This is a genomic window from Chitinophaga varians, assembly GCF_012641275.1.
GTDB classification, from domain to species: domain Bacteria; phylum Bacteroidota; class Bacteroidia; order Chitinophagales; family Chitinophagaceae; genus Chitinophaga; species Chitinophaga varians_A.
Window position 1 is genome coordinate 2815275 of sequence record NZ_JABAIA010000001.1, and the last position, 14977, is coordinate 2830251.

General features: G+C 51.8%; 5 protein-coding genes. All 5 read left to right on the forward strand.

Going from position 1 to position 14977, the window contains the following annotated elements:
* Nucleotides 1–135 precede the first annotated feature (135 nt).
* The 5 genes from gltB to HGH92_RS11530 all read left to right on the forward strand — a co-directional run bounded on the left by gltB (nucleotide 136) and on the right by HGH92_RS11530 (nucleotide 14956).
* Nucleotides 136–4665 (forward strand): glutamate synthase large subunit, encoded by a 4530-nt coding sequence (gene gltB / locus HGH92_RS11510; RefSeq protein ID WP_168870857.1) that lies wholly within the window; start codon nucleotides 136–138, stop codon nucleotides 4663–4665.
* 93 nt (nucleotides 4666–4758) lie between these two features.
* Complete coding sequence (locus HGH92_RS11515; protein WP_168870858.1) at nucleotides 4759–6234, forward strand: glutamate synthase subunit beta; 1476 nt, start codon at nucleotides 4759–4761, stop codon at nucleotides 6232–6234.
* A 290-nt stretch (nucleotides 6235–6524) separates the two neighbouring features.
* Nucleotides 6525–7154: a hypothetical protein gene (locus tag HGH92_RS11520; protein WP_168870859.1), complete on the forward strand. Its 630-nt coding sequence runs from the start codon at nucleotides 6525–6527 to the stop codon at nucleotides 7152–7154.
* Nucleotides 7155–7424: 270 nt separating this feature from the next.
* On the forward strand, nucleotides 7425–12494 hold the full coding sequence (locus HGH92_RS34160) for a translocation/assembly module TamB domain-containing protein (RefSeq protein ID WP_168870860.1): 5070 nt from the start codon (nucleotides 7425–7427) through the stop codon (nucleotides 12492–12494).
* On the forward strand, nucleotides 12494–14956 hold the full coding sequence (locus tag HGH92_RS11530) for a BamA/TamA family outer membrane protein (RefSeq protein WP_168870861.1): 2463 nt from the start codon (nucleotides 12494–12496) through the stop codon (nucleotides 14954–14956). The genes HGH92_RS34160 and HGH92_RS11530 overlap by 1 nt, the downstream gene beginning before the upstream one ends.
* Nucleotides 14957–14977: the final 21 nt, after the last annotated feature.

A 14977-nucleotide genomic window follows, 5' to 3' on the forward strand; every position in this document is an offset into this window, starting at 1 on the left:
CGCTTCTATCAAAAATTTATATAAAAAATACAGCATTCCTTTAGTATCTTTAAACCGTTCCCGAATTATATCGTACACCACCCATCGACGAAAGTCAGAAGGGAGGAGTGTATCAAAGAAAAAAATCTAAACCAAATGGATGAAGTGAAGCAAACGCAAGGTTTATACCGTCCTGAATTCGAACATGATGCCTGCGGAACAGGTTTTACGGCCCATATTAAGGGGCGTAAATCCCACCATATTATCCGTGATGCCCTCACCATGCTGGAAAACATGGAACACCGCGGCGCCTGCGGCTGTGAGCAGAACACGGGCGATGGTGCAGGAATCCTGTTTCAGGTCCCTCATGAGTTTTTGTATGATGAATGCCTGCGGATAGGCATCAGCTTACCGGAGTTTGGCAAGTATGGCGTGGGCATGGTCTTTTTCCCGAAAGAGCCCCGCTGGCGCGAAGAGTGCCGGGAAATCCTGCAACGCAGCGCTGAGAAACTGGGCCTTGAAATCCTGGGATACCGTAAAGTACCGGTTCGCCCTGACGGCATCGGTGAATCGGCCCTGTCTGTAGAACCGGAAATTGAACAGGTATTTATCGCTTGTCCCTATCATATCAGCGACCCCGAAGTTTTTGAGCGCAAACTGTTCGTGCTCCGCAACTACGTGTCCAAAACCGTCCGTAATACTATTCCCAAAGAGAAAGCACTGTTTTACATTGCTTCCCTTTCTTATAAAACGATCGTTTATAAAGGCCAGCTGACCACCTACCAGGTGCGTCATTATTATACTGACCTGAGCGATGAGAAGATGGTATCCGCCTTCGCCCTCATCCACTCCCGTTTTGCAACCAATACTTTCCCCAGCTGGCGGTTGGCGCACCCTTACCGCTATATCGCCCATAATGGTGAAATCAATACGCTGAAAGGCAACCTCAACTGGCTCCGTGCCGGTGAGCGTGACTTTATGTCCAGGTATTTTACAGCGGAAGAGATGGACATGTTGCTGCCTATCGTAGAAGAAGGACAGTCGGATTCTGCCAGCCTCGACAATGTGATCGAGCTGCTGACCATGACCGGCCGGTCCCTCCCGCATGTAATGATGATGCTGATTCCCGAAGCATGGGACGGCAACGAAGACATGGCGGCAGAGAAAAAAGCGTTCTACGAATACCACGCTTCCCTCATGGAGCCGTGGGACGGTCCCGCTTCCATCTCCTTCACCGACGGTAAAATTATCGGCGCCACCCTGGACCGTAACGGATTACGTCCCAGCCGCTTCGTTGTTACCAAAGACGATCGTGTGATCATGGCATCCGAAGCCGGTGTATTGCCCATCGATCCTAAAAACGTAAAAGAAAAAGGACGCCTGCAGCCCGGAAAAATGTTCATCGTAGATATGGACCAGGGCCGCATCATTGGTGATGAAGAACTGAAACAACAGATCTGCTCCCAACAACCTTATGGCGAGTGGCTCAATAAATATAAAATCCGTCTGGAAGAACTGCCTGAGCCAAGGGTCACCTTCACCCATCTGGAGCATGACCAGATCTTCAAATACCAGCGGGCTTTCGGCTACAGCACTGAAGACCTGGAGCATATCATTTCCCCGATGGCCATCGACGGTAAAGAACCCGTTGGTTCCATGGGCACCGATACGCCGCTGGCAGCGCTCAGCAACCAGCCGCAGCATCTGGCCAACTATTTCAAACAGCTGTTTGCACAGGTAACCAATCCACCTATCGATCCTATCAGGGAAAGACTGGTGATGTCGCTCGCCACTTTTGTCGGTGGCAACGGCAACCTGCTGGATGAAGATCCGCTGCACTGCCACAGCCTGGCACTGCGCCATCCCATCCTCAACAACTACGAACTGGAAAAAATACGCAGCATCGATACCGGCCTGTTTCAGGCTAAAACACTGCATACCTACTTCAAGGCCGATGGTAAACCAGGCTCCCTTGAGAAAGGACTCGACCGCCTTTGCCGCTACGCTGTAGACGCCGTGGAAGACGGATTTGAAGTGATCATCCTCTCTGACCGCGCCATCGACTCCGAACATGCCGCTATCCCTTCACTGCTGGCCGCTTCTGCCGTACATCACCACCTGATCCGCAAAGGCAAACGCGGCTCTGTAGGACTGATCGTGGAAGCCGGCGATGTTTGGGAAGTACATCATTTCGCCTGCCTGCTGGGCTTCGGCGCCACCGCTGTAAACCCATACCTGGCCCTCAGCACCATCCGCGACCTGAAGCTGTCCAACAAACTGGACACCAGCCTGGACGTGGACAAACTGAAGAAAAACTATATCAAAGCCGTTTGTGACGGTCTGCTTAAGGTATTCTCCAAAATGGGCATCTCCACCCTGCAATCTTATCAGGGCGCTCAGATATTCGAGATACTGGGCATCAACCAGCAAGTGGTGGACAAATACTTCGCCGGCGCCGTGTCCCGCATTCAGGGCCTTGGCCTGGATGAAATTGCCCGTGAAACACTGGCAAAACACTGGATGGGCTATGGCCGTAAGGAAAAACCGGTGCAACGTCTTACCGAAGGCGGTGTGTACCAGTGGAAACGGAAAGGGGAATTCCATCTTTTCAATCCCACTACCATCCACCTGTTGCAGTATTCTACCCGTATGGGCGATTACAGCATCTTCAAGAAATACTCCAAAGCCGTTAACGACCAGAGCGAAAAAGCCTGCACCCTGCGTAGCCTCTTTTCGTTTAAACGTACCCGTGCTTCCATCTCTATCGATGAGGTGGAACCAGCATCCAGCATCTTCAAACGCTTTGCTACAGGTGCTATGAGCTTCGGTTCCATCTCTCATGAGGCGCATTCCACCCTCGCTATTGCCATGAACCGCATCGGTGCCAAAAGCAATACCGGCGAAGGGGGAGAAGATGAAATCCGCTACGAGCAACTGCCTAACGGCGACTCTATGCGTTCTGCCATCAAACAGGTAGCCAGCGCCCGTTTCGGCGTTACCAGCTATTACCTGACCAATGCCGACGAATTACAAATTAAAATGGCCCAGGGCGCTAAGCCCGGTGAAGGCGGACAGCTGCCCGGCCATAAAGTGGACGACTGGATCGCCAAGGTAAGACACTCCACCCCGGGTGTAGGTCTTATCTCTCCACCGCCACACCACGATATTTATTCCATCGAAGACCTGGCACAGCTCATTTATGATCTGAAAAACGCCAACCGCGCCGCCCGCATCAGCGTAAAACTGGTGTCTAAAGCAGGTGTTGGCACCATCGCCGCCGGTGTTGCCAAAGCACATGCCGATGTGGTACTGATTGCCGGTCACGATGGTGGTACAGGCGCTTCTCCAATAAGCTCCATCAAACATGCCGGTCTGCCCTGGGAACTGGGCCTCGCCGAATCCCACCAGACACTGGTGAAAAACAAGCTGCGCAGCAGGGTGGTACTGCAAACCGACGGCCAGCTGAAAACAGGCCGCGACATTGCCATCGCTACACTGCTCGGTGCGGAAGAATGGGGCGTGGCCACCGCAGCCCTCATCGTGGAAGGTTGTATTATGATGCGTAAATGCCATGTCAACACCTGCCCCGTAGGTGTGGCCACACAAGACCCGGACCTGCGCAAACGCTTCACCGGCGACCCTCAACATGTAGTGAACCTGTTCACCTTCCTCGTGGAAGAACTCCGTGAAATCATGGCCGACCTTGGCTTCCGTACCATCCAGGAAATGGTAGGCCAGGTAGACAACCTCCAGATGCGCGAAGGCATCAGCCACTGGAAAACACAGAAGCTGGACCTGTCACCCATCCTGTACAAAGAACCTGCTGCCCCTGAAACCGGCCTGTACAAACAGGAAGAACAGGACCACGGCATCGCTGAAGTACTCGACTGGCAGCTGCTCAAAGCAGCACAGCCTGCACTGGACAAAAAAACAAGGGTTTACCAACAGTATCCTGTTAAAAATACCGATCGTACTATCGGCACTATCCTCTCTAACGAAATATCCAAACGTTACAAGAGCGAAGGACTACCGGAAGATACCATCCACTTCAAATTCAACGGTTCCGCAGGTCAAAGCTTCGGCGCCTTCTCCACCAAAGGGCTTACCCTTGAACTAGAAGGTGAAGCCAATGACTACTTCGGTAAAGGTCTTTCCGGCTCCAAACTGATCCTCTATCCTCATGGAGAAGCAGGATTCAAAGCGGAAGAGAACATCATTGCAGGCAACGTCTGCTTCTATGGTGCCACCTCCGGTGAAGCCTATATCCGCGGTAAGGCCGGCGAACGCTTCTGCGTACGTAACTCCGGCGCCACCGTTGTGGCAGAAGGCGTGGGTGACCACGGCTGCGAATATATGACCGGTGGCCGCGCTGTCATCCTCGGTGAAACCGGCCGCAACTTCGGCGCAGGTATGAGTGGTGGTATCGCCTATGTATACGACGTAAAAGGCTCCTTTGCCAACCACTGCAACCGCGATATGATCGACCTCGATCCGCTGGACCAGGACGATGTTGCTACCCTGCAGGACCTGATCACTAAACATCACGCCTACACGAACAGCACCGTGGCGAAATTTATCCTGAAAGACTGGGAAAATCAACTGCGCCACTTCGTGAAAGTATTCCCGAAAGAATACAAGGCAGTATTGAAGGCAGGCGTGGCACAGGGACAGAAAATAAACCGTTAAAAATTGAACAGGTTTTGTTGTCAGGAGATTGATTTAACAATCTGGTAAATCAAAAAACTACCTGATAACAAAATGAGAAAATAACTTAGGACTATGGGTAAACCTACAGGATTCCTGGAATTTACACGAGAGCTGCCCGGAAAAACAGATCCCCGGGAAAGGGTTGGCCACTACAACGAGTTTGTAGAACGCTTCCCCGAACAGAAACTGAACCAGCAGGCCGCCCGCTGTATGAGCTGTGGCGTACCCTTCTGCCATAGCGGATGCCCGCTCGGTAACGTAATACCTGAATTTAATCATGCCGTATACCGCCAGGACTGGCAGGATGCTTATGATATCCTGACTTCCACCAATAATTTCCCTGAATTCACCGGCCGTATTTGTCCGGCTCCCTGCGAAAGCGCTTGTGTGCTGGGTATCAATCAGCCGCCGGTAGCTATCGAGGAAATTGAACGGCATATCATAGAAATTGCTTTCGACAAAGGCCTCGTTCAGGCGAAGGTGCCCCGCGTACGTACCGGCAAAAAAGTAGCCGTGATCGGTTCCGGTCCTGCCGGACTGGCCGCAGCGGCCCAACTGAACTACGCCGGCCATAGCGTTACCGTATTTGAGCGTGACGACAAGCCCGGAGGCCTGCTCCGCTACGGCATTCCGGACTTCAAACTGGAAAAGTGGACCATCGACCGCAGGGTAAAACTGATGGAAGAAGAAGGTGTTACCTTCCAGTGCAATGCCAACGTAGGCGTTAACGTGAGCACCAATGACCTGTTAAGGGAATACAATGCCATCGTACTGGCAGGCGGTTCCACCATTCCACGCGACCTCGGTATCACCGGCCGCGAACTGAAAGGGGTACACTACGCCATGGACTTCCTCAAACAGCAGAATAAAAGAGTAAGCAACCTTCCTGTTGACGGGCACGATATCCTGGCCACCGGTAAAAACGTGGTAGTAATAGGAGGGGGCGATACCGGTTCCGACTGCGTGGGCACCAGCAACCGCCACGGCGCGATAAGCGTTACCCAGCTGGAACTGCTGCCCAAACCGCCGGGCGAGCGTACCGATTTCATGCCATGGCCTACTTATCCGATGGTGCTGAAAACATCTTCTTCCCATGAAGAAGGCGCCGACCGTCAATGGGCAATCGCTACCAAAGCGTTCATCGGTGACGATAACGGGCATCTGAAAGCCCTCCGCATCGTGGATATCCAGTGGACACTGAGCGCCGACGGCAGGCCCGCGAAATTCACCGAAGTACCAGGCTCTGAAAGAGATATCCCCTGCGAACTGGCACTGCTGGCGATGGGCTTCGTTCATCCGCAGCACACCGGCATGCTGGAACAGCTTGAAGTGGAAAAAGATGAAAGAGGAAATGTGAAAGCCACAGAAAAAGATTACCTGACGTCCATTCCTAAAGTGTTTACTGCCGGCGATATGCGCCGTGGCCAGTCACTGGTGGTGTGGGCCATTAGCGAAGGTCGCGAGTGTGCGAGGAAAGTAGATGAATTCCTGATGGGCAGCTCCCAGCTGGAAAGCAAAGACCATTCACTGCAGGCAATGGCACTGTAATAATAGCGGACACTTTTAGCCTGTTACTATCATAAACAGGCTGAAGGCAACGTTCATAAAAATATGATAACAGCTAACGGCTAAAAGCTAGGAGCTATTTATTAACGCTTTTCTCATAAGCAGGTTTAGATTTTGTTGTAACCTTCAGCCGGGCCGGGTTTTTACCCGGCCTTTTATTTTTATCTCCTCCTGATAACTTTACAGACAGAAATTACAGATCAGCAGAAACAATTCCACCATTCAGCTATTTCCCTGCGGCAAGGGCCCGATTCCGGATACATTTGTGCCCTATGAAACAATGGTGCTGCCTCTGGGGATTTATCTGCCTTTGCCTGATGACCACGGCACAGGACAATCCCGGACCCGGCCAGGCCCTTCAGGCCGGAAGGCTCAAAAAAGGACTGTACCGGTCTTTCCGGGAATTCCGGGAAAACAACCCCTCCGAATCCGGCGATCTGGTGATCAAAAGCCGGAGCACCGCCGCGCAGATCTATCTCCTCGCCAGCAGGAACGAACTGGTGCTTCGCGATGCGGCAGGGCAGGAACAGAAAGTAAAAAACTATTGGGGATTTTGTGACGGCACCAATATCTATATTAAAGACAACGGGCTTAACCGGATACAGGCCTTCGGCTATTATTGCACCTACGAACTACAGGGGGTACAGCCTGCCCGCAGCGCCTACAATCCCGCCGATATGACCGTCAATGCCATGAACACGCCTGTCAGGCTTAAGAAAGTTATTAACATCGTCAGCGGCGAAATTCTGGAGCTATCGCTCTATAACCTCAAAAAATATATTCTGCCGCAGGACCCTGCCCTGCTGGAAGAATTCCGGAACGACAAAGCCAAAAGAGATAAGCTGGATTATTATATCTCCCGCTTTAATGAACGCAACAAACCACCTCAAAGCGGGCAATAAACTACCCGTACCGGCTGCACATTTTCCTCCTGAATATTCTGTATGAGTACTGTCCCGGGATCCCTGTTTTCAGCCTTCCGGACAATTTTCAGTATGTCCGTTCCCGTATTTTAATGTATCCTTGCAGTACTGTTTATCCCCATTGCCTGCGGGTATGGATTTTGTGCTTTTCGCCGGGCAAGCGGGCGGAAGCCAGGGCTTACCTGAAAATAAACCATTGGAACGCTTATGCGTTTTTATTCAGTAAATTACTATTAGCAACCTATTATAGTGACAGAACCAGCAGAAACAGAAATTAAACACAGGCGCCCGTGGTGGCGGTGGCTTTTATGGATCATTGTTGCGGTGCTTCTTTTGCCCGTGATGGCGGTGTTATTATTACAGCTGGACGGTGTACAGAATTATCTGCGGCTGCAAGGCGAAAGCTATCTGCAGAAAAAACTCAAGACCAAAGTACAAATTGGTTATCTCAGGGCCAGAGGATGGAAATACCTCGAACTGAGAAATGTATTTGTGGCCGATACCTCCCATCAGGCGCTGCTGTACTCCGGTTCCCTGAAAGTGCGTTATAACCTGCTGGCCTTTATTAACAATGAACTACAGATCGATAAACTGGAATGGGATACCCTGCTGGTAAATGTTTACCGGCATAAAGGAGACAGCGCCTTCAACTTTCAGTTTGCGGTAGATGCTTTTGTTTCTCCCGGTAAGAAACCCGACACAATTGCACCTGCTACCGGCACTACTATCCAGTTCCGTATCAAAGATGTTTCCCTCCGGCATGTTAAGGTCAGTTTCGATGACCAGACCGGTGGCATGCATGCTGTAGCTACCTGGGACACCCTTCATGCCGATCCGGACGAGCTGATTCCCGATGATGGCATTTATGCATTCAGAGGGGTGGAACTGGCCGGCCTGAAAGGCTTTTTCCATCAACAATATATTCCGTCGCCGAACAAAGGCACCGCTCCGCCGACACCAACGCCGGACACCAACGCCGTAGGACTTCACCTGCTCCTTAAACAGCTTCGCATTAAAGAAAGTAATTTCACCTACAGCAGCGATGGCATCGGCATTACCACCGGCTGGAAAATCGGGGACCTCACGCTGCGCAACAGTAACCTGGACCAGGATTCCACCCGCATACAGGTAGGCGATCTTTCCATTCACCGTACCACCGGCATATTGGCCATGGTACCCGGAAAAGATACCACGCCGGCAGCACCGGACACGGCGCCCAATACCTGGCAGGTGTTTGCCACGCAGGTCAATCTCGATAAACTGGCCATGCGGTACGATAACGGCGGTCCGGCCCCCAAAGCTGCCGGCCCTGATCCCAACTACAACCACCTGTTCCTTTCCAATATCAATTCCGCTATCAGCAATATCCGTTATACGCCGGACAGCATACAAGCCAGTTTAAAAAGCCTTGCCGCCCGCGACTGGTCAGGGTTCACTCTCCGGAAAGCGAACATGGACGTGACCTTCACGCCTAAAAGCCTGGAGCTGCGGAACTTTTTTGTGCAAACCGGCAAGAGCGTTTTCCGGAAACATATAGCCATTACCGTTCCTTCCTGGTCTGGTATTGCAGACCACATGGACCAGATGGGTATTGATGCCAACCTGGATTCTGTGCAGGTAGCCCTTGCAGAATGGCTGCCCTTTGTACCGGATGCACGCAAAAACAAATCTTTTGCCCCGCTGTGGAACAAGGAACTAACGTTATCGGCTATATTAAAAGGCAACCTTGGCCTGTTGAATATCAAGCAGCTGTATGTAAATGACCACCAGGGCAACCTGATCAAAACCGCCAATGGCCAGGTAGAACATGCGACCGACGCAGACCGGTTCAACGCCAATCTGCCAGAGCTCTATATCCAGACCGGCAACAAGGCGCTGCGCTCATGGCTGCCTGCCGGCACGCTGCCCGATACACCCAGACTGCCGGAAAATATGCTGATCACCGGCCTGTTTAAAGGCGGTATGAAAAATATACTGGCACAGCTGCAACTGAAAAGCGACTATGCCAACGCCACTGTCAACGCAAAGCTGATCAATATCACCGACAGCGTCCGCAGCGCCTACGACGTGAATGTCCCATACTTCCGGGTACATCCGGGCATCATGCTCTACGACACCACCTACGGATGGATGAGCGGCCATCTCACAGCTACCGGTCAGGGATATACGCTGAAACAAATGGCAGCCCAGGCGGCAGTTACCCTGAACGAAGCCACCTATAACCATTATACGTACCACGATGTAAACGTGAACGCCAACATCCGCAAAGGTGTATTTGAAGCCAACGGCGAAAGTGCCGATACCAGCCTGAATACCCGCTTTGCCATTAACGGCACGCTCAGCGATACCGCGCTGCAAACCCTGAAAGCCAATATTGAAATTGCACGGGCCGACCTGTTCGCCACACACTGGCACAACGAACCAATGACCCTCAAAGGCAATGTAGATGCTGACTTCAGCAGCCTTGAACCACAGCGGCTGGAAGGCACCGCATTGCTCACCGGCTGGCAGGTGCAGATGCAGGACCAGGTCATCCCCCTGGATACTCTGGCACTTACCGCTCACTATACAGACCAGCAATATCTGGTGCTGAAAAGCCCGTTTGGCCCGGTTACAGCACAGGGGCGTATGGATTACACAAAAATCGGCAACGCCTTCAGCCAGATCATCATGAAACCGCTGATGCCCGCCGACTCCGGGCGTATTGTAGTGGTCCCTCCCGGACAATATCTTGAATTTGCCGCCGCCCTGCAGGTGCCTCATAACCTGGAGCCGCTGGTTCCCGGCATTCGCATGGAAATGCCGGTTGACATCGCCGGCCGTCTCAACAGCGACAGCAGCCTGCTGTTCGTAAAAGCCAACCAGCCTAAAGTCAACTATGACTCGATACAGGTAGACAGCCTGCGCTTATATGCCCGTATCGTAGATACCACCCTGCAGGCATATGTGTCTATCGCAGACATGAAACACCCTACGTTCCCACTTTTCCATACGGTATTATCAGCACAGGCCAATACCGGCGTGGTGGACTTTGGACTGTTGATGGACGATCCGAAAAGAAAACCCAAATACCGGCTTGGCGGTATCTTTACTTTCCTGCCGGACAATGTGATGCAGCTGGTACTCAAACCGGACCTGCTGCTGAATAAACAAGCGTGGACCGTAGCGGAAAACAATATTTTCCGCATTAAAAACGGTGCTCCCGATACTGCAAATATCAAACTGTCGCATGGCGACCAGTCCATACAGGTCAATACCCTGGCAGATACTTCCGGCGTGCCGGCCCTTCAGGCAAAAGTCAGCAACTTCCAGCTGGCCACCATCACCGGCATGCTGGCCACAGATACCCTGCTCGCCAACGGCCTGCTGAACGCAGACGCCACAGTGCACAACTGGAAGACACAGCCTCTGGTACATGCCAAACTGAAGGTGGACAGCCTCTCTGTAAAAACCTCTCCGCTTGGTACGCTCAATGCTACCGTAGACAACACGGCACCCGGCGCCTATAAGCTGGACGCCACCCTGAAAGGCGATAATAATGATGTTACTATTGCCGGTACCTATGACAGCACCATTAACGCACACATAGACCTCGCCAACCTGGAAATGTCTTCTCTCGAACCATTTACCATGGGCAGTGTCACACATATGTACGGCAACGCCACCGGTAAATTCGATATCTCCGGCACGCCCAGCCAGCCGGCCGTAAAAGGCAATATGCACTTTAATAATGCCGGCGGCGTGGTCAGTTTCATCGGCAGCAACCTCCACCTGCCTGATGAAGATATCGTGATCGATGACAAAGGCATCCTGATTAATAACCTTGTAGTGGCCGACAGCCTTAACAATGAGATGGTGGTGAACGGCCGTATCAATACCTCAGACTTTATCAAATACGGCTTCAATCTGACCATCAACGCCGATAACTTTATGGCGCTTGGCAAACAACAAAACCAGGACCAGTGGATCTATGGCCCCGCCTTTATAGATAGTAAAGTCACCGTTCGCGGTTCACTCGATCTTCCCCGTGTAGACGCCAACGTGAAGCTCCGGGACAAATCCAGCGTTACGGTTGTATTGCCACAAGATGAACCCGGCATCGCCGACAGGGAAGGCGTAGTGGAATTCATCGACCGCGATCATCCTATCGACAGCGCCTTGCTGGCGAAACGCGACAGCCTCAAATACAGCAACCCGCGGCTCAAAGGCATCTTCTTCTCCGGCAACGTCGAAATCACACCGGAATCAGTATTAAAAATTGTTATCGATAAAGACAACGGCGACTACGTACAGGCCAAAGGCACCGCCAACCTGAACGCTACGCTGGACCCCAGCAGCAAAATGAGCATCACCGGCCGCTATGAAATATCGGAAGGTAAATATGAAATGTCGCTCAATCAACTGATCAAACGCTCTTTTGATATTCAGAAAGGCAGCTTCATCTCCTTCAATGGTGATGCTATGGCCGCCGACCTCGATATCACGGCCAAATATACCGTTAACGCTCCCGCCATCGACCTTCTTCAGGACCAGCTGGGCGGCATGAGCGCTGAACAGCGGAATACCTACAGACAACGTATCCCGTTTGAAGTGTACCTTAAAATCAAAGGCAACCTGAAGAAACCGGACATCAGCTTCCTGCTGGACATGCCCGAAAGGGAAAGAAATACCTTCAACGGTATGCCTTATAACCGCATTAAACAAATCAACCAGGTGCCTTCTGAGCTGAACAAGCAGGTGATGGGCCTCCTGGTACTGAATACCTTTATCCCCGACGATCCCATGTCCACACTGGACGCCGGCGGCAACGCCGTAGGACAGGCTGCCCGTAACAGCGTGAGCAAGATACTTTCCCAACAGCTGAACAATCTGGCGGGAAACCTGATTAAAGGAGTAGACCTCAACTTCGACCTGCAAAGCAAGGAAGATTATTCCTCCGGATCAGCACAGGAAACCACCAATCTCAATATTGGCGCTTCCAAAAAACTGTTTAATGATCGTTTAACCGTTTCCGTTGGCTCCAATATCATGCTCACCGGCAACACACAAAACGCCAGCTCACTCGTTGGGGACATCTCCATCGAATACAAATTAAGCCGTGATGGCAGGTATCGTCTCAGGGTATACCAGCGTAACGATAACCAGACCGTTATCCAGGGCCAATACACGGAAACAGGCGTAGCCTTTATGCTGGTAATGGACTATGATGAATTCAGAGAGATACTGCAGCGGTCCAAAAGAGAATCCAGAGCACAACGACTGCGCGATAAAAAAGCCCAAAAGCAGGCTACGCAAAATGAATCAAACAAAAACAAGTAATGCAGAAGGGAAATAGCTATATCATCTGTTGTATCATATTATGCCTGGGCTTCCTGGCTATCAGCTCCTGCAGCACTACCCGCACCGTACCGGAAGGCGACCGCCTCTATACCGGCAGCACTGTGGCATGGAAAGGTAAACAACCCAAAGATTATGGCTCACTCAGCGAAGGACTGAAAAAAAGAATCCGGCCTAATACCAACCGGAAATTCCTCGGTATGCCCATCAAGCTGTGGCTGTACAATATGGGCCACGAGCCCAAAGGCAAAGGCCTCAATTACCTGCTCCGGAAAAAATGGGGAGAACCGCCGGTATTACTAAGCCAGGCCAAACCCGACTATACCGGCAAAGTGCTGGAAGGCTACCTGGTGGATAACGGCTACTTCCAGGCAGAAGTATCTTCTGCCGTAAAAAACTCCGGTAAAAAGAAAGCCTCTATCCGTTACGAAGCCGTTCCCAATCACCGCTATACCATCAAAAGCGTAACCTACCTGACAGACAGCAGCGCGATAGGAAAAACTGTCACCCAAACTTATGATGAAAGCTCACTGATAGTAGGCAAACCTTATTCCCTCGATTCTATCAGGGCCGAACGGGAACGTATACACGCCGCATTAAAAGAGCAGGGATATTACTACTTTACGCCGGATTATCTGCTGGTGCAGGCAGATACCACCAACAATGGCACTGTGGACCTTTTCGTGAAGATAAAAGACAATACGCCGCTGGTGGCGCTTCGCCCTTACCGGATGCACGATATCAGCCTCTTCCCGGACTATTCGCTGGATAACGAGGCCCAGTCCACCCAGGGCGTACCGGTATACTACAGGGGCATGTACATCGTCGATTCTTCCAAACGTTTTAAGCCCATCGTATTTGAACGGTCCGTGTTTCTGCGACCTGACAGCCTTTACCGCTTAAGCTCCCACAATATCACGCTGCAACGCCTGATCAACCTGGGCGTATTCAAATTCGTGAAAGGTACTTTCCGGCCGGTGAGAGATACCTCCCGGCACAATATCACCGGTGGCAGTCCCAATGCGCCTGCACCGGTAAGGGATACCGCTGCCCCGCGTTTTGTACAGCGTACCGCCGTTGCTGACAGCGCCTATCGTCGCGATACCGCGCTGGCAAATACCTACCGCGCCATGGTGAATAACAAAGTGTCCCTCGACAGCGGATGGCTCGATGCCAAATTTTACCTGACACCTTACAAACGGCGCTCGCTGCAGACAGAATTACGGGGCACCTCCAAGTCCAACGGGTTTATCGGCTCGGAAGCCCGTATCACCGCCAAAAACCGTAACTGGCTGCATTCCGCGACAGCACTGGAAATAGGCCTTCATGGCGGTATGGAATGGCAGACCGGCAATAATTCCGCCGGCGGCGGCAACTCCTACAGCGCCGGCGCTGAAGTAGCGGTAACATTCCCCCGCTTCCTCACGCCTTTCCGCCTCAATATCCGTACACCATATGTGCCACGCACCCGTATGAGCGCCAGCTACGAGCTGTACAGCCGGTCAAGCCTGTATAACCTAAACGCATATACGCTACAGTTACAATACCTCTGGCAGAAGACGGCTTACCTGAACCACGCTTTCGCACCGATAGCGGTCACGTACGTATTGCCGACCAAAACCACGGCGGCATATGACAGCATCCTCAAAAATGATCCCAGTCAGCGGGCTTCTATCGAAAAACAATTTATTCTGGGAGGCAACTATACCATCACATTCAATAACCAGACGGCCAACCGCATCCATAGCTTCTACCTCAGCGGCAACGTTGACGTGTCCGGGAACATAGCAGGCCTGATTGTTCCAAAGAGTGATTCCGGAACCAAAAACATTCTGAAAAATCCATTCGCCCAATACGAACGTTTTACCCTGGAAGGCCGCCACTACTGGCAGATAGGCAGAGGGAAACAGTGGGTGAACCGGCTCTTTATCGGCTATGGTTTGCCATATGGCAACTCTCAGACGCTGCCCTTCGTCAAACAGTTTTTTACCGGTGGTAGCAGCAGCATCCGCGCATTCAGGGCTCGTACCCTCGGTCCGGGATCATACTACAATAAAGCACAGGACACAGCCGCCTTGTTGGCCAATGAAGCCGGTGATATCAAACTGGAACTTAACTCGGAAGTGCGTATACACATTGCCAGCGTGTTCAACTTCGCCGCATTTATCGATGCTGGTAATGTCTGGCTGCAGAAACAGGTGCCGGACAAACCTGGCAGCCAGTTCAAACTGGATTCCTTCTACCGGCAGATAGCAGTAGGCGGCGGTATCGGCCTGCGAATAGACGCCTCTATCGTAGTGGTGCGGTTCGATCTGGCAACACCGTTCCGCATACCTTATCTTCCGCCTAAAGAACGATGGGTGTTCGACAAAATTAATTTCGGAGATCCCGACTGGCGAAAGAAAAACCTGATTCTCAATATCGCCATCGGATACCCCTTCTGATAAAACAAAACGGATTGCACA

What these genes read in the sequence shown, in the direction of transcription:
- HGH92_RS11520 (WP_168870859.1), top strand. Translation starts at nt 6,525, where the DNA reads ATGAAACAATGGTGCTGCCTCTGGGGATTTATCTGCCTTTGCCTGATG.
- HGH92_RS11530 (WP_168870861.1), top strand. Translation starts at nt 12,494, where the DNA reads ATGCAGAAGGGAAATAGCTATATCATCTGTTGTATCATATTATGCCTG.
- HGH92_RS11515 (WP_168870858.1), top strand. Translation starts at nt 4,759, where the DNA reads ATGGGTAAACCTACAGGATTCCTGGAATTTACACGAGAGCTGCCCGGA.
- gltB (WP_168870857.1), top strand. Translation starts at nt 136, where the DNA reads ATGGATGAAGTGAAGCAAACGCAAGGTTTATACCGTCCTGAATTCGAA.